The 15,755-nt window shown below is 45.8% G+C and carries 15 protein-coding genes; 9 read left to right on the top strand and 6 right to left on the bottom strand.

Annotated features, from left to right (window positions below):
- The first annotated feature begins 78 nt into the window (after positions 1-78).
- From BM099_RS11455 to BM099_RS11430, 6 genes are all read left to right on the top strand, one after another.
- On the top strand, positions 79-1,191 hold the full coding sequence (locus tag BM099_RS11455) for a dihydrolipoamide acetyltransferase family protein (RefSeq protein ID WP_090728221.1): 1,113 nt from the start codon (positions 79-81) through the stop codon (positions 1,189-1,191).
- A 179-nt stretch (positions 1,192-1,370) separates the two neighbouring features.
- Entirely contained in the window at positions 1,371-3,293 is a 1,923-nt protein-coding gene (locus tag BM099_RS11450; protein WP_090728218.1) for a PrkA family serine protein kinase, read from the top strand.
- A gap of 38 nt (positions 3,294-3,331) precedes the next feature.
- On the top strand, positions 3,332-4,618 hold the full coding sequence (locus tag BM099_RS11445) for a YeaH/YhbH family protein (RefSeq protein WP_090728216.1): 1,287 nt from the start codon (positions 3,332-3,334) through the stop codon (positions 4,616-4,618).
- Positions 4,615-6,129, top strand: a complete 1,515-nt coding sequence (locus BM099_RS11440) for a SpoVR family protein (protein ID WP_090728214.1) — start codon at positions 4,615-4,617, stop codon at positions 6,127-6,129. The genes BM099_RS11445 and BM099_RS11440 overlap by 4 nt, the downstream gene beginning before the upstream one ends.
- Positions 6,130-6,232: 103 nt before the next feature.
- Positions 6,233-6,598 carry a histidine triad nucleotide-binding protein gene (locus tag BM099_RS11435; RefSeq protein ID WP_177201156.1) on the top strand — a complete coding sequence of 122 codons (366 nt, stop codon included), beginning with the start codon at positions 6,233-6,235 and terminating at the stop codon, positions 6,596-6,598.
- 114 nt (positions 6,599-6,712) lie between these two features.
- Complete coding sequence (locus BM099_RS11430; protein WP_232349161.1) at positions 6,713-7,798, top strand: peptidoglycan-binding domain-containing protein; 1,086 nt, start codon at positions 6,713-6,715, stop codon at positions 7,796-7,798.
- Between the two features lie 55 nt (positions 7,799-7,853).
- Here the strand turns inward: BM099_RS11430 and BM099_RS11425 are convergent, their stop codons facing one another.
- Entirely contained in the window at positions 7,854-8,471 is a 618-nt protein-coding gene (locus tag BM099_RS11425; RefSeq protein ID WP_090728209.1) for a LysE/ArgO family amino acid transporter, read from the bottom strand.
- A 93-nt stretch (positions 8,472-8,564) separates the two neighbouring features.
- On the opposite strand from BM099_RS11425, the gene BM099_RS11420 reads away from it, so the two are divergent.
- From BM099_RS11420 to BM099_RS11410, 3 genes are all read left to right on the top strand, one after another.
- Positions 8,565-9,485: a LysR family transcriptional regulator ArgP gene (locus BM099_RS11420; RefSeq protein ID WP_090728207.1), complete on the top strand. Its 921-nt coding sequence runs from the start codon at positions 8,565-8,567 to the stop codon at positions 9,483-9,485.
- Positions 9,486-9,628: 143 nt separating this feature from the next.
- Positions 9,629-10,564 carry a bifunctional enoyl-CoA hydratase/phosphate acetyltransferase gene (locus BM099_RS11415; RefSeq protein WP_090728204.1) on the top strand — a complete coding sequence of 312 codons (936 nt, stop codon included), beginning with the start codon at positions 9,629-9,631 and terminating at the stop codon, positions 10,562-10,564.
- A 9-nt stretch (positions 10,565-10,573) separates the two neighbouring features.
- Positions 10,574-11,761 carry an acetate/propionate family kinase gene (locus tag BM099_RS11410; protein WP_090728202.1) on the top strand — a complete coding sequence of 396 codons (1,188 nt, stop codon included), beginning with the start codon at positions 10,574-10,576 and terminating at the stop codon, positions 11,759-11,761.
- A 70-nt stretch (positions 11,762-11,831) separates the two neighbouring features.
- Here BM099_RS11410 and BM099_RS11405 read toward each other — a convergent pair whose 3' ends face one another.
- The 5 genes from BM099_RS11405 to adk all read right to left on the bottom strand — a co-directional run bounded on the left by BM099_RS11405 (position 11,832) and on the right by adk (position 15,567).
- Positions 11,832-12,236 carry a GNAT family N-acetyltransferase gene (locus tag BM099_RS11405; RefSeq protein WP_244889937.1) on the bottom strand — a complete coding sequence of 135 codons (405 nt, stop codon included), beginning with the start codon at positions 12,234-12,236 and terminating at the stop codon, positions 11,832-11,834.
- A gap of 60 nt (positions 12,237-12,296) precedes the next feature.
- A complete protein-coding gene (locus BM099_RS11400; protein ID WP_090728200.1) occupies positions 12,297-12,944 on the bottom strand; it encodes an SGNH/GDSL hydrolase family protein in 648 nt (215 codons plus the stop codon).
- A 35-nt stretch (positions 12,945-12,979) separates the two neighbouring features.
- Positions 12,980-13,717: a 23S rRNA (guanosine(2251)-2'-O)-methyltransferase RlmB gene (gene rlmB, locus BM099_RS11395; protein ID WP_090728198.1), complete on the bottom strand. Its 738-nt coding sequence runs from the start codon at positions 13,715-13,717 to the stop codon at positions 12,980-12,982.
- Complete coding sequence (gene hemH / locus BM099_RS11390; protein WP_232349162.1) at positions 13,707-14,792, bottom strand: ferrochelatase; 1,086 nt, start codon at positions 14,790-14,792, stop codon at positions 13,707-13,709. Before hemH ends, rlmB begins: the two co-directional genes overlap by 11 nt.
- A gap of 112 nt (positions 14,793-14,904) precedes the next feature.
- On the bottom strand, positions 14,905-15,567 hold the full coding sequence (adk, locus tag BM099_RS11385) for an adenylate kinase (protein ID WP_090728196.1): 663 nt from the start codon (positions 15,565-15,567) through the stop codon (positions 14,905-14,907).
- Positions 15,568-15,755 lie beyond the last annotated feature (188 nt).

Here is a 15,755-nt window from a genome sequence, read left to right as displayed (position 1 = left end):
AGGGCTGATCTAAAAAGCTGAGCTAACGTATGAAATAGAAAGCTGAGCTAAAGGGTTCTGATTAGGAGTTGTACTGCTATGAAATATTTCAAACTACCGGACCTTGGAGAAGGGCTGCCTGAAGCGGATATTCTGGAATGGCACGTCAAAGAAGGCGATCATGTCGATGAAGATCAGTTACTGGTGTCTGTTGAAACAGCCAAAGCAGTGATCGATGTACCCTCTCCTCAAACCGGCACCATTGCGCATTTATTCGGCGCTGAAGGTGACACCGTACACACAGGAGAGCCGCTGGTCGAATTTGTTACCGATGAAGAAGAGGACAGTGGCACCGTCGTCGGTTCGCTGAGTAAAGCCGATAGCACCTCCCAGGAAGATGATTTTATGATTGGCGCGTCGCCCAGCTCGTTAGCACACCGCCGGCAACGTACCAGTTCAGCAGGCAGGGCGCTTGCCAACCGTCTTGATATTGATCTTGATACAATTAAAGGAACAGGGCATCAAGGCTCAATCAGCGTAGGCGATATTGAACAGGCGGCCCGCTACAAACGCCAATTTGGCGCACCAGAACGGCTAAAAGGCGTACGTAAGCATATGGCGATTAATATGAGCCAGGCGCATGCTCAAATCGTCCCCGTCTCACTGTTTGAAGATGCAAATATCAGCCACTGGCCGCAAAAAACAGATATCACCATGCGATTGATTCAGGCGATTAAAGCAGCATGCCAGAGCGAACCTATTATCAATAGCTGGTTTGACGGCCAACAACTGACGCTTCGCCAACATAAGCACATTGATCTTGGGGTTGCTGTTGATACAGAAAAAGGGCTATTTGTACCCGTTTTAAGAAATATTGCCGGGCGCTCAGACGCTGAACTTCGCGACGGACTGAATCAATTACGCAGTGATGTAGCCGCCCGAACCATTCCTGCAGCTGAATTGCAGGGTGCTACAATCACGCTCAGCAACTTTGGCACCATGGCAGGGAGGTATGCGACACCGGTGGTGGTCCCCCCCCAAATCGCCATTATTGGTGCCGGTGCCATACACGAGGCAGCCTTGGTTGAAAAAGGCAAAATAGTCATCGGTAAAGTACTACCAATTTCATTGACTTTTGACCACAGAGTGGCAACAGGAGGAGAGGCAGCGCGCTTTTTAAAAATATTTATCAGCTCACTAGAAGATAAATAAACTAAATTGAAACCAATAGCTTAAGTAAAATGTCTAAAAATTAGCGAGTACAAATATATACAGCGTGAGCTACACTGAAAGTATAGTGATGAAATTCGTGACAAAAAAACAGGTGCTACAAAAAAGCTTTTCTCTGCAGCGCCTTAACTAGCTCGCCAGCAAACAGAAGGGTGAATGCGATGGGTATCTTTGAGAACTACAAAACGCGCTACACATCAACGATACAGGAAGAGATGTCTCTGACAGATTATCTCGAGCTCTGTAAAACAGATTCTATGGCTTATGCCAGTGCAGCAGAACGTATGCTGAAAGCCATTGGTGAGCCTGAACTCATTGATACTGCCAAAGATCCACGTCTGAGCCGTATCTTTTCAAACAAAGTGGTTAAGCTGTATCCGGAGTTTAACGAGTTTTATGGTGCTGAAGATGCCATAGAAAATATCGTCTCTTACTTTCGCCATGCGGCACAGGGACTGGAAGAGCGCAAACAGATTCTTTATCTGTTAGGCCCGGTGGGTGGCGGTAAATCCTCATTAGCCGAACGCCTGAAATACCTGATGGAAAAGATCCCCTTTTATGCCATTCAAGGCTCTCCGGTGTTTGAATCTCCTTTGGGATTATTCAACCCTACTGAAGATGCGGAAATTCTAGAGCAAGAGTTCAATATTCCTCGCCGCTACCTGAAAGGTATCATGTCACCGTGGGCAGTAAAGCGCTTACATGAGTACGGTGGTGATATTTCCAAATTTAAAGTGGTTAAGCTCTACCCTTCCATCCTCAATCAGATTGCTATTGCTAAAACCGAGCCGGGCGATGAAAACAACCAGGATATTTCCTGCCTTGTCGGTAAGGTTGATATCCGTAAGCTGGAAGAATTCCCACAGCACGACCCTGATGCTTACAGCTTTTCGGGTGCTTTATGTCATGCAAACCAAGGGGTCATGGAGTTTGTTGAGATGTTTAAAGCGCCTATCAAGGTGCTTCATCCTCTGTTAACGGCAACTCAGGAAGGTAACTACAACAGTACCGAAGGAATGGGGGCTATCCCGTACGACGGTATTATTCTCGCCCATTCTAACGAATCTGAGTGGCAGACATTTAAAAACAATAAAACCAATGAGGCCTTTATTGACCGTGTTTACATTGTCAAAGTGCCTTATTGCACACGTATCTCAGAAGAGATAAAAATCTATGAAAAACTTTTAGAAAATAGTTCGTTACACGCAGCACCCTGTGCACCAGACACATTGAATATGCTGGCTCAGTTTTCTGTACTGTCGCGCCTTAAAGAGCCTGAAAACTCTAATCTTTATTCAAAAATGCGTGTTTATAATGGTGAAAACCTGAAAGACACCGATCCTAAAGCCAAGTCGATGCAAGAGTATAAAGACCTCGCTGGCGTGGATGAAGGCATGAAAGGGCTATCGACACGTTTTGCCTTCAAGATTCTGTCAAAAGTCTTCAACTTTGACTCGTCTGAAGTAGCTGCTAACCCAGTGCATCTGATGTATGTGCTGGAACGAGAAATTGAACAGCAACAATTTGCGCCAGAGGTTCAAGAAAAATATATCGGCTTTATTAAAGAATATATTGCCCCTAAATATATCGAACTCCTGGGTAAAGAGATTCAAACCGCCTACCTCGAATCTTATTCTGAGTACGGTCAGAATATCTTTGATCGATATGTAACCTATGCCGATTTCTGGATCCAGGATCAGGAATACCGTGATCCGGAAACAGGCGACATTCTGAACCGACAAGCGATCAGCGAGGAACTCGAAAAAATCGAGAAACCTGCCGGCATCAGTAACCCTAAAGATTTCCGTCATGAAATTGTTAACTTTGTTCTGCGTGCACGCGCCAGTAACGACGGTAAGAATCCGTCTTGGTCTAGCTATGAAAAAATGCGCTCAGTCATCGAGAAAAAAATGTTCTCTAATACTGAGGACCTGCTCCCCGTTATCTCTTTTAATGCGAAAGGATCGTCTGATGAGCAGAACAAGCATGGCGAGTTTGTAAAACGGATGACCGAACGTGGCTATACAGAGAAACAGGTTCGTCTGTTATCTGAATGGTATATACGCGTAAGAAAATCCCAGTAACATAGTTCGGTTTCTCGCCGAGAGAAGGAGTACGGAACATGAGTTACATTATTGATCGCCGTCTCAATAGCAAGAAAAAAAGTGCTGTCAACCGGCAGCGCTTTTTGCGCCGATATAAAAAGCAGATCAAAGAAGCTGTTGAAGAGTCGATCAAAAAGCGCTCAATTCAGGATATGGATCGGGGAGGCCAGATCACCATTCCACGAAAAGGCACCTCTGAACCACTTTTCCATCATGGTAAAGGTGGCAAACAAACACGTGTTTATCCCGGTAATAAAGAATTCAACACCGGCGATGAATTCCAACGCCCCCAGGGAGGAGGCGGCGGTGGTGGAGGTCAGGGACAAGCCAGCAATCAAGGTGAAGGGGAAGATGATTTTTCTTTTTCGATTAACCAGGAAGAGTTTCTGGATTTCATGTTTGATGGTTTAGAGCTGCCCTATCTGGTCAAAAAGCAGCTCATGGATGCCACTCAGTTTGAGACGCACCGGGCAGGATTTACTCAGGCGGGCTCGCCCGACAAGCTGAATATTGTTCGCTCGTTGCGAGCAGCGCATGCCCGACGTATTGCGCTTTCCGGCTCTGATCGGGATGAGTTACGCGAGCTGAAAAAGCAATTATGGGCACTCGAAACGGAACCGGTCAGCGATGATCGCAATCAAAAGATACATGCTCTGAAAGAACAGATCAAAGCGCTGGATATCAATAAAAAAAGAATACCCTTCATCGATGACTTTGACCTGCGTTACAACAATATTGTAAAAACGCCGATACCCTCGAGCAAAGCTGTGATGTTTTGCATCATGGATGTGTCAGGCTCAATGACACAATCGATTAAAGAGATAGCCAAGCGCTTCTTTATTCTTTTATACCTGTTTTTGACTCGTAACTATAAGCAAATCGAAGTTGTCTTCGTGCGCCACCACACCCATGCGAAAGAGGTCGATGAAGAGGAATTCTTCTACTCACGTGAAACCGGTGGCACTATTGTCTCCAGCGCACTGGAGCTTACTGCTGAAATTCTGCAGCAACGCTACCCTCGCCATGAGTGGAATATCTACGTGGCACAGGCATCAGATGGCGACAACTGGGATGGTGACTCGCAAAGATGCACCCAGCTGCTAACTGAAAAGATCCTTCCTCTGGTTCAGTATTACGCCTATGTTGAAATTACCAATGGGCCGCAGCAAAACCTCTGGAATGAATATCAACAGATACATCAGAATCACCCGGAACAGTTCGCAATGCAGCATATAGAAGAACTTTCTGACATCTTTCCTGTTTTCCGCCGATTGTTTGAGCGTAAAACCAAGGGGGCCGCATGAGCAATAAGCCAATATCTACTGGTGCAGAATGGACCTTCGAACTGATAGAAGAGTATGATCGTGAAATTGGGCGTATCGCTGCTAATTTTGGTCTGGATACCTACCCAAACCAAATCGAGGTAATCACATCCGAGCAGATGATGGATGCTTATGCCTCGGTTGGTATGCCGCTGAACTATCATCACTGGTCGTATGGTAAGCAGTTTGTAGAAACAGAACAGCGTTATAAACGTGGTCAAATGGGTTTAGCCTACGAAATAGTCATTAACTCTAACCCATGTATCGCGTACCTGATGGAAGAGAACACAATGACCATGCAGGCACTGGTCATTGCCCACGCCTGCTACGGACATAATTCATTTTTCAAAGGCAATTACCTGTTCCAAACCTGGACGGATGCCTCTGCGATTGTAGACTACCTGGTCTTTGCTAAGCGCTTTATCGCGCAGTGTGAAGAGCGTCATGGTATTGATGAAGTGGAGTCCATTCTCGACGCTTGTCACGCTTTGATGAATTATGGCGTGAACCGCTATCTGCGCCCTAAACCCTTAACAGCCGCAGAAGAAAAAGAACGCCTGAATGCGCGTGAAGAATACAATCAACGTCATATTAATCAATTGTGGAATACAATTCCGAAAAAAGAGGAAGGAAGCGACTCGTCAAAACAACCCCGATACCCTTTAGAGCCTGAAGAAAACCTTCTCTATTTTATTGAAAAAAACGCTCCCCTGCTTGAGTCGTGGCAGCGTGAAATTGTTCGCATCGTACGCAAAATCGCACAGTATTTTTATCCCCAGAAACAAACTCAGGTTATGAATGAAGGCTGGGCTTGCTTCTGGCACTACACATTACTGCATCAGCTCTATGACGAAGGTTTCGTCAATGACGGCTTCATGATGGAGTTTTTGCACTCCCATAGTAGCGTAGTGTATCAGCCACCTTTTGATAGCAAGTCTTTTTCTGGTATTAATCCCTATACGCTCGGCTATAACATGATGCAGGACATCCGTCGCATCTGCGAGAACCCGACACCTGAAGATTATGAATGGTTTCCGGACATTGCCGGCAGTAACTGGCAAACAACGCTCGATCACGCCATGCGTAACTATAAAGATGAGAGCTTTATTCTGCAGTTTCTGTCTCCGCACCTAATCCGGGAACTCAGACTATTCTCTATTATTGATGATTCAGAAAAACCAACACTGCACGTTTCCGCCATTCATAATGAACCGGGATACCGTCAAATCCGCGAACAGCTATCCGCCCAATACAACCTCGGAAACCGAGAGCCGAACATACAGGTATATAACGTAGATATCAGAGGAAATCGCTCACTAACACTCCGCCATTTCGTGCATAACAACATGCCATTGGGCGAAGATACTGAAGAGGTGTTAAAACATATTCACACGCTTTGGGGATTCGATGTTCATCTGGAATCTGTTCAACCTGATAATACAACGAGCGCCAGTTACCATTGCCCGCCCAAAGAGAAGCTTGAGCTGTACTAAGGTGCATCGCTATACTCGTAAGCTAAGCGTAAGCGAGCGCATTTAAACTGCATAGCGATCTCATGCTGGCATTATTACTCACTATCTAAACAGAGAACTTATAATGGACTGCCTTTTTTGTAAAATAGTTAATAAAGATATTCCGGCGCAAGTCATTTATGAAGACGATCAGGTTATCGCCTTTAACGATATCAACCCACAAGCGCCTTTGCATTTCTTAGTGGTTCCTAAAAAACATATCAGCACGCTAAATGATATAAATGAAGATGACCGCGAGCTGGTAGGCCACATGGTCATGACCGCAGGGAAAATATCTAAAAATCAAGGTATTGCAGAAGATGGATACCGAACCGTTTTTAACTGCAACAATCATGGCGGGCAAACGGTTTACCATATTCACCTGCATGTTCTCGGTGGTAAAGCCATGGGATGGCCACCCTACCAAGCGACATTAAAACAGCCAATTTGAGCATGTTTCGAGAAATTATGAACAAAATATGAACATTTCCGTTCATATTTCCTTCATTAAAAGATCTATAGACTTCCCTTAACCCCAAAAAAACAATCCCCAGGGAAGTCTGTCATGAAAAAGCAAATTTTTACTTTCACCGTTTCAGCTATGGCTATCGCAGTACTCTCAGGCTGCTCGGCTACCAACAATAATTCTGCTCAGACAGATATCAAAAATTCGTCTGAATATCGAGCGCTTCAGCAAGAACTGGCCACGGTAAGAAACGCCCAGGGCGATACGTCTCAACTGGAGTCTGAAATTGCACGTCTGACACGAGAAAGCCAGACAACCAGCTTGCTGCCACCCAACCCTCAGCCAGGCGAATGCTACGCACGTGTTGTTGTCCCTGCTAAATACGCTATGAAATCTGAAACTGTTCAGGTAAGAGACGCTGGCCAGCGTATCAAAACCTCAGCACCTGAATATGGTTACGCTGAACAACGAGTACTGGTTAAAGAAGCCTATGAGCGCTTAGAAGTCATCCCGGCTACTTACAAAAATGTATCTGAAAGCATGGTCGTCGCTGAAGCATCTGAGAAACTTATTCGTGTGCCCGCTAAATATAAAACAGTCACAGAGAAAATTCTGGTTCGCCCAGCTCATACTGAATGGAAAAAAGGCACTGGCCCCATCCAGAAAGTTGATGCCGGAACCGGTGAAATCATGTGTTTAGTGGAAGTACCCGCTCAATACAAAACCGTAACTAAAACGGTTCTGGTTGAACCTGAAACGGTAAGAACCGTTGCTATTCCGGGTAAAACCCAAACCATTACGCGTCGTGTAGTAGACAAACCAGCTACTACCCGTAAGATTGTTGTGCCTGCTGAATACAAAACCGTTAAAGTGCGTAAGCTGATTAAACCGGCTCAGCAACAAGCGATTGCTATTCCTGCTGAATTCAAAACCGTTGAAAAGCGTGCCAAAATCAGCGATGCCTACCTGGAATGGCGCTCAATTCTTTGTGAAACGAACACTAAGCCAAGTCTGATTAGTGATCTGCAGCGCGCCCTTAAAGCCAAAGGCTACAACCCTGGCAGCATTGATGGCATACTCGGTAAGGGTACAATGGAAGCCGTGAACGCTTACCAGAAAGCTAATGGTATGGCTTCTGGCCAGTTGACAATGAATACGCTGAAGTCTTTAGGTATTGCTATCTAACTCCTCAATAGACTTTTTTAAAGCCCGCTTCGGCGGGCTTTTTGCTGTTTGAAAATCAACCAATCACACCCAGTAACTTAAGCAACAGCCAAGCAGCAATGGCCCACATCATCAGTGCGACTAACCCCTCGACCCAACGCCAGATATGCGGTTTACCCAACCAGGGTGATAAGCTTTTCGCCAGAAACGTCAAAAAAACGAACCAACTAAATGAGGCTAAAATTGCGCCGACCCAAAAGCTGGTTTTCTCCCCTCCTGCAAACTGATTACCAATACTACCGAGCAAGACAACAGTATCCAAATACACATGCGGATTTAAACAGCTCACTGCCAAGGCTGTGATAATTGCTGATTTAAGATCCCCTTTTGCCTGACCCGCAGTCAGTCCTGTGGGCGATATAAACGCCCTGAATGCAAACAGACCATAAACACATAAAAAAATAAAACCACCGACCTGAAACAGCTTAAGCGCAATCGGCCACTGCTGGATGACAACGCCAGCGCCAATCATGCCTATGCTAATAAAAAGCGCATCAACCAGAATACAGATAGTGGCGACCGGCCAATGGTATTGACGCTTAACCCCTTGTGCTAATACGAAGGCATTCTGCGCACCAATCGCCATTATGAGGACGGCTGCTGCCATATACCCCTTCGCCATAAAAATAAACATATCGCCCCCTTCTGAATAAACACTGGAGAAGAGTGTGCTTGATAACTACAATATAATAAAACTAATGATTTTAATATTTGATTAGAATTTCTTATGATTGACTATAAACAACTCAAAGCACTTTCCACCGTTCTTGAAGAAAAAAACTTCGAACGAGCGGCTCAACGACTGCATGTGACTCAGTCCGCCGTTTCTCAACGCATTAAACAACTGGAAGAGATGGTCGGGCAAACATTACTCATCCGCTCGCATCCAATAAGCCCAACGCCTGCAGGCCAGACACTGCTTAAACATTTTCGCCAGATTGAGATGCTGCAAAATGAAGTCATGTCAGAACTGAACCCTGTGCTGAAATCGGGGCATATCAGATTATCTATTGGCGTCAACGCGGATAGTCTGTCGACCTGGTTTTTACCCGCCATAGATCCGATCTTAAAACAGCATAACGTACTGTTGGATCTTAAAGTTGATGATCAGGATCAAACACATCACCTGTTGCGCAGTGGCGAAGTGATGGGGTGCATTACTTCCAGTTCGACACCCTTGCAAGGTTGCCACTGTATTCCACTCGGGGTATCAGTATATCGCTGCCTGGCATCCCCTGAATACATACTAAAGTACTTCCCTAATGGCTGTGATAAGCAGCATCTGATGCAAGCCCCCATCGTTGAATACAACTATAAAGATGCACTGCAACATCGTTATTTAAGTAAATTTTTTGATATCTCTCAGGGAGACTACCCTGCTCACCGCGTCCCTTCATTCGCAGCATTTATCGATTTTATTACCCGTGGATTTGCAGCAGGCATGATTCCTGACCAGCAAGGTGACACACTCCTTAAATCAGGACAACTCATTGATATTAAACCTGGATATTTTTTATCAGTACCGCTTTACTGGCATGTATGGAACTTAAAAACACCGTTAGCAAACACACTGACAAACGCACTTATTAAACAGAGCGAAATAGACCTTGAACCTTTCTCAAGGCATCCAGAACTGACGACATGTTAATAATCATTAGACTTTGTGATATAGATCATGAAAACTATTTGTTGCAATGCGTCACAAACATTAAATTGTACTAAACTATACTTCAAATACATTCCAGAGCGGTCAAGATAGCTGGATCACCCTTGAACTAAGGTAGATAGATCATGATTCTTAAAGAACAACCTCCTGTGCATAACCAGCTCGAATTTTTTATTGAACAAGCGGTAAAAGCACGCCCCATTCGTACAGCTGTTGTACATCCGGTTGATCACAATGGTTTAATGGGTGCGATTGAAGCCGCTGAGCATAATCTTATTGTCCCTACTCTGATTGGTCCGAAAAGCAAAATTCTGGCGGCAGCAGAAAAACTTAATCTTAATATTTCAAATTATGAAATCATCGATGTAGAGCACAGCCATGCTGCCGCAGAAATGGCATGCGAACTGGCACGCCAGGCTGATGTAGAAGCGATTATGAAAGGCGACTTAGGCAGCTCTGAACTAATCAGCGCCGTGATTCACAAAACAAAAGGCATACGGACTGAACGCCGCCTAAGCCATGTATTTGTATTTGATATTCCTAATTACCACAAGCCTTTAGTTATTACAGACGCAGCCATTAATGTCGTTCCTAACCTGATGACAAAACGTGATATCGTACAAAATGCTATCGATTTTTGCCGTGCCCTTGGCGTAGCCGAGCCTAAAGTCGCTATTCTGGCCGCCATCGAAAAAGTAAAACCTTATATGCCCAGCACCATTGATGCGGCTTGTCTGTGTAAAATGGCAGATCGCGGACAAATAACCAACGGTCTTCTGGACGGTCCATTGGCATTTGACAATGCAATCTCTTTGCAGGCGGCTATCGACAAGCATATTAACTCACCCGTTTCTGGTGATGCCGATATTCTGCTAGCGCCCGACCTGGAGTCAGCCAACATGATAGCCAAGCAGCTCATTTATCTGGCTGATGCGAAGTCTGCGGGCATCGCATTAGGCGCTAAAGTCCCTATTATTCTGACCAGCCGCTCAGAGAAGACTTTAGGCCGCCTGGCATCCTGCGCGCTGGCATCACATATGGTTCATCACCCAGTATCGTAAGAAGGAAATATGCAAACTATCCTGACTATTAACGGCGGCTCATCCAGCCTGAAGTGCACTCTTTTCAAAGCAGAAAAGGATAATGCAACGCCAATCTACCAGTTCAAACTGGGGAATATTCTGGGTGATCCCCGCATTACACTCAAAGATGGCAACGGCGACAAAATTACGCCACCGTCCATCGATGTTAGCGGTATCGATAAACCTGAACGGCATAAAAAAGCACTCAGTACTGTTTTAGAATGGCTGGCAGAGCACACGCCGCATCTTGAAATAACGGCTTTTGGCCATCGCGTTGTGCACGGGGGTGAGCAATATAGCGCTCCTGTCTTGATCAATGAGCATGTGTTAAAACAACTGAAAACCTTTATTCCGCTGGCTCCATTGCATCAGCCGTATAATCTACTCTTGATTGAAGCATGCCAGGCGCTTGCGCCGGAACTACCGCAGATAGCCTGTTTCGATACGATGTTTCACGTGGGTCAACCCGCGGTTGAGCGCCATTATGCCATTCCGCGTAAGTTCACGGAGGAAGGCATTCATCGCTATGGCTTTCACGGGCTGTCTTATGAGTATATTCAAAAAAGCCTGAGTCACATTTCAGATAAAGCCGGCAAAGCTAAAACCATTGTTTGCCACTTGGGTGCGGGTGCCAGCATGTGCGCTACCCTCCAGGGAAAAAGTATCGCTTCAACCATGGGATTCACCGCAGTGGACGGTTTGCCCATGGGAAGCCGATGCGGAAATTTGGACCCGGGGGTTTTACTTTATCTGCAACGCCATCACCATATGGACACCGACGCACTTGAAAAAATGATTTATCAGGAAAGCGGCTGGCTGGGCGTTTCAGGTCTCTCATCTGATATGCTGACACTTCATCAGGCAAATACACCGCAAGCAGAAGAGGCTATTGATATGCTGGCCTACCGTATCGCACTGGAGTTAGGTCGCTTGTCCGCCGCGCTGGGTGGCTTAGAACAGATCGTTTTTACCGGCGGTATTGGTGAAAATGATGCGGACTTACGAGAACGGGTATTAAATCGTAGCCAATGGCTGGGGGTTGTATTTGATGAAAAAGCGAACACAAACAACCTTCAGGTAATCAGCACAGAATTAAGCAAGATCACTGTCAGAGTGATTCCCACTAATGAGGAAGCGATGATCGCGTTACATACTCTGGATGTTATTGACGCCTGATACTATCCGTAAAAAAACCGGCATATGACCCTGAGCCAAGGTTCAGGGTCATTAACTCAATGATCATTACTCAGTGATCTGTGCCGGCATAAATCCACATAGCGTGAGCCTTTCCTGCTTTTTCAAAACCCAAGCGTTTGTAAAATCCGATAGCATCACCATCCGCCGTTAGCATTTGCTGATGAAAATGTGTGTACTTTTGTTGTAACGCCTGCATTAACTGTCGCCCAATCCCTTGTCCATGAAAACTCGGATGAACCAGCAGATGAGGATAGTAGACTACCAAAAAACCATCCGAAATAGCATTGCCGATACCCACCAGCTTGCCTGCTATACGAGCCGTCACTAAGGTATCGGAATTACGCAGCGCTTGCATCAGCTGCTCTGGCTTATCTGCTGAGGACCATTCATTTGCCCGGTATAGTGTCATCACTTCATCTAACTGAAGCGTGTCTTGCATACTAACGGTAACCACGTTACCTCCCTGTTTCTGCACCTATTATAACTCTTCATTCTGGCGCTTTTATTTGTGTCGTTATTCTTGCAGCTCAATAATGCACTTGATCACTTCAGACAACGCCAAACCCAGCGTTTGATGCTGGTCTTCATCAAGATGAATACCATCGATCCGGCTCGCCTCTGTCACATCTGAGGCGTCAAAAAAGTATACTTGCTGCTCTTCAGCAACACGCTTCAAGGCGTCAGCCAGCCCTATACATTTATGTTCCGCATCCTCAAATTTAACAGCAACGGGGCCTTTAGGAGATAGCATTTTCGGTGGCGCAACAATTAAAATATCCGGAACAGGCATTCCTGGTTCAATAGGAGCCTGACGAATAATCGTAATCAATTTTGCCATACCTTGCGATGACATCCAGGTATTGTGATGATGCATCACTTGAAAGTCATTGGTGCCGAGCATCAACACTACAAGCGCTAACGGCGAGCAGATCTCAATGGCCTGCCCAAGTCCCTCTGAACCATCACGTCCTGGCTTATATGGATCACTCCATACTGTGCGCCTGCCATTCAGACAGTTTTCAATAACTCTGATGGCATGACCTTGCGCCAGCAACTGCTTTTCAACTACGCCGGGTAAACGCTTATCAAACGCCAAACGTTTTCGGCTTCCGGGAATAATCCCCCAGGATAAAGAGTCGCCATATACCAATATCTGCTTCATCATGTTGTCCTTAACAGCAAGCTAGGTTGTACCCACTATAACTGACGTTGACGCACCGCTTCAAACAAACACACACCCGTAGCTACTGAAACATTCAGGCTACTGACCTCACCGGCCATCGGGATTTTAATCAGAAAATCACATCCTTCACGCGTCAGGCGACGCATTCCTTTTCCTTCAGCCCCCATAACAAGCGCCATCGGCCCGGTGAGATTGGCCTGATAGACCATCTGCTCCGCTTCACCCGCAGTTCCGGTAATCCAGATACCGCGTTGCTGTAACTCTTGCAAAGTACGCGCAAGATTAGTCACTTGCACATACGGAATGACTTCTGCGGCACCACAAGCAACCTTAGAGACAGTCGCATTTAACGGCGCAGACTTATCTTTTGGTGCGATCACAGCATGTACACCAGCAGCATCCGCCGTACGTAAACAAGCACCCAGATTATGTGGATCAGTGACGCCATCCAACACGAGTAAAAAGGGAGCCTCATCCAGCTTATCCAACAGCTGATAAAGAAAACTTTCAACCTTTGACTCCATCGGTGTACACACAGCGATCACTCCCTGATGCGCCCCGCCCTGCGCCATCTCATCCAGTTTTTGCCGGGGAATCCGCTCAACGCGGATATTATCCCCCAGTTCTTCTAATAGTTGGTTGAGACGCTCATCCTCACGCCCTTTAAGAACCACAACTCGTTGTACGCGAGCCGCATCATACTTAAGCGTGGTCTTAACGGCATGAAAGCCAAATATTAATTCAGGCTGCATTAGTTTCCTCTTCTGCTTGATTATCTGACTTCAGCCAGTCAGCGGCCTGTTCTTCTATGAGTATTCTTAACGTATCGATAAAAGCAGGGGTACTATTTACAGCCGGAATATACTGATACGACTTGCCGCCTGCTTTATGGAACACCTCTTTATTCTCTTCGGCAATCTCTTCTAACGTCTCCAGACAGTCGGCCGTAAAAGCAGGACACACTACATCGATAGCTGTGACCTTCTGCTGTGCTAAGCTTTCAAGTGTTTTATCAGTATAAGGCTGCAACCACTGCGCAGGACCAAAACGTGATTGAAATGTAGTGATCCATTGCGTGTCGGCTAACCCCAGCGCTTTTGTCACTAATTCAGATGTCTTATGGCACTGCTGTGGATAGGGATCACCTTTCTCGGCATACTCTTTGGGGATACCGTGATAAGACAGCATTAGCTTTTCAGAACCCTCACTGGTCTCTTGAAACGAGCGAATACTACTTGCCAATGCGTTGATATACGCCGGATGATCATAAAAAGACTTCACGATGCGAATATCCAGCACCTCTCGTCGTCCGAGCTGAAAACGCGCAATCTGATCATAAATCGGTGCGGTTGTGGTCGCTGAGTATTGTGGATACATGGGAATAATCAATACTCGCTGATAGCCATGTGAGGCTAAAGATGCCAAGCGCTCTTTTAAACCAGGTGAACCATAGCTCATTCCGGCAAAAACACACGGAGCGGCCTGATATTTTTGCTGCAACTGCAGTTGTAACTCGGTTACTTGCTCATTCAGAATCTTACGCATCGGGGAATCATCCTCCCAGATGGCCTGGTAAAGTTTTGCCACTTTGCGTGGGCGTAAGTTCAGGATGATAAAATTAAGCACTGCCAACCAAGCCAGACGACGAACACCTTTCCCCTCAACGACACGAGCATCAGAAAGAAACTCCCGCAAGTATCGTTTTACCGCGCCAGCTTCTGGTTTATCAGGCGTCCCAAGATTGGTAAGTATAACCGCTGTTTTGATCGAGTCAGGCATATCGATTATCTGCTCAAAATGAAAGCAGCTATTATCCCGAAGATACATTCAAAAACCCAGCCCTGCTTTGAATGTACCCAAGCAAAAACAGAAAAAGCCGCATAAAGCGGCTTTTTCCTATTTCTTAACCTGAAATAATATTTTACTCAGGCTTTTATCTCTACTCGGCTTCCTTTAAACCCGCAAAGACTTCTTCACGGATATCATCAACTGTTCCGACACCGGCAACATAGACATATTTAGGTGCATTTGGCTTTTTAGCTTCACCCCAGCCTTTATAGTAGCTGATCAGAGGTGCTGTCTGATCGTGATAAACATTCAGACGATCACGTACGATCTCTTCAACGTCATCCGCACGCTGTACCAGATCTTCGCCAGTAACATCGTCCTTGCCTTCTACTTTCGGCGCATTGAAAACGAGATGATAGGTACGGCCTGAACCTGGATGAACCCGGCGGCCACTCATGCGCTTAATGATTTCGTCATCTGCCACGTCGATCTCAACAACAGCATCAATAACAACACCGGCATCTTTCAGGGCATCAGCCTGAGGGATAGTACGAGGAAAACCATCAAACAAGAAGCCATTCTCACAATCTGCTTCTGTAATACGCTCTTTTACCAGCCCGATAATAATATCATCGGATACCAGTTCACCAGCATCCATGACTGCCTTAGCTTTAACGCCAAGAGGTGTACCGGCTTTCACAGCCGCTCGCAGCATATCGCCAGTTGAGATCTGAGGGATGCCGTACTTCTCGGTGATGTACTGCGCTTGAGTGCCTTTACCAGCGCCTGGTGCGCCAAGAAGAATAATACGCATTAAGGATTTCCCCTACTCTAACTATTAAGAAAATAAATTTTTTAGTGTGCTCGATTGGACCATCCAAAAATGGCTTGCTTCGCTCTACGCCTATAAAACCAACGCAACCAGCACGATATTGGGTAAGAACCATACTGGGGCATTGCCACACCGACAATTCGACATTAGCACTAGCATTATCTAGAAAA

Source organism: Neptunomonas qingdaonensis, assembly GCF_900113275.1.
GTDB classification, from domain to species: Bacteria; Pseudomonadota; Gammaproteobacteria; order Pseudomonadales; family Balneatricaceae; genus Neptunomonas; species Neptunomonas qingdaonensis.
Note: the sequence above shows the minus strand (reverse complement) of the source record. Positions and strands in the feature narration are given on the sequence as shown.

What these genes read in the sequence shown, in the direction of transcription:
- BM099_RS11455 (WP_090728221.1), top strand. Translation starts at nt 79, where the DNA reads ATGAAATATTTCAAACTACCGGACCTTGGAGAAGGGCTGCCTGAAGCG.
- BM099_RS11450 (WP_090728218.1), top strand. Translation starts at nt 1,371, where the DNA reads ATGGGTATCTTTGAGAACTACAAAACGCGCTACACATCAACGATACAG.
- BM099_RS11445 (WP_090728216.1), top strand. Translation starts at nt 3,332, where the DNA reads ATGAGTTACATTATTGATCGCCGTCTCAATAGCAAGAAAAAAAGTGCT.
- BM099_RS11440 (WP_090728214.1), top strand. Translation starts at nt 4,615, where the DNA reads ATGAGCAATAAGCCAATATCTACTGGTGCAGAATGGACCTTCGAACTG.
- BM099_RS11435 (WP_177201156.1), top strand. Translation starts at nt 6,233, where the DNA reads ATGGACTGCCTTTTTTGTAAAATAGTTAATAAAGATATTCCGGCGCAA.
- BM099_RS11430 (WP_232349161.1), top strand. Translation starts at nt 6,713, where the DNA reads ATGAAAAAGCAAATTTTTACTTTCACCGTTTCAGCTATGGCTATCGCA.
- BM099_RS11425 (WP_090728209.1), bottom strand. Translation starts at nt 8,471, where the DNA reads ATGTTTATTTTTATGGCGAAGGGGTATATGGCAGCAGCCGTCCTCATA.
- BM099_RS11420 (WP_090728207.1), top strand. Translation starts at nt 8,565, where the DNA reads ATGATTGACTATAAACAACTCAAAGCACTTTCCACCGTTCTTGAAGAA.
- BM099_RS11415 (WP_090728204.1), top strand. Translation starts at nt 9,629, where the DNA reads ATGATTCTTAAAGAACAACCTCCTGTGCATAACCAGCTCGAATTTTTT.
- BM099_RS11410 (WP_090728202.1), top strand. Translation starts at nt 10,574, where the DNA reads ATGCAAACTATCCTGACTATTAACGGCGGCTCATCCAGCCTGAAGTGC.
- BM099_RS11400 (WP_090728200.1), bottom strand. Translation starts at nt 12,944, where the DNA reads ATGAAGCAGATATTGGTATATGGCGACTCTTTATCCTGGGGGATTATT.
- rlmB (WP_090728198.1), bottom strand. Translation starts at nt 13,717, where the DNA reads ATGCAGCCTGAATTAATATTTGGCTTTCATGCCGTTAAGACCACGCTT.
- hemH (WP_232349162.1), bottom strand. Translation starts at nt 14,792, where the DNA reads ATGTATCTTCGGGATAATAGCTGCTTTCATTTTGAGCAGATAATCGAT.
- adk (WP_090728196.1), bottom strand. Translation starts at nt 15,567, where the DNA reads ATGCGTATTATTCTTCTTGGCGCACCAGGCGCTGGTAAAGGCACTCAA.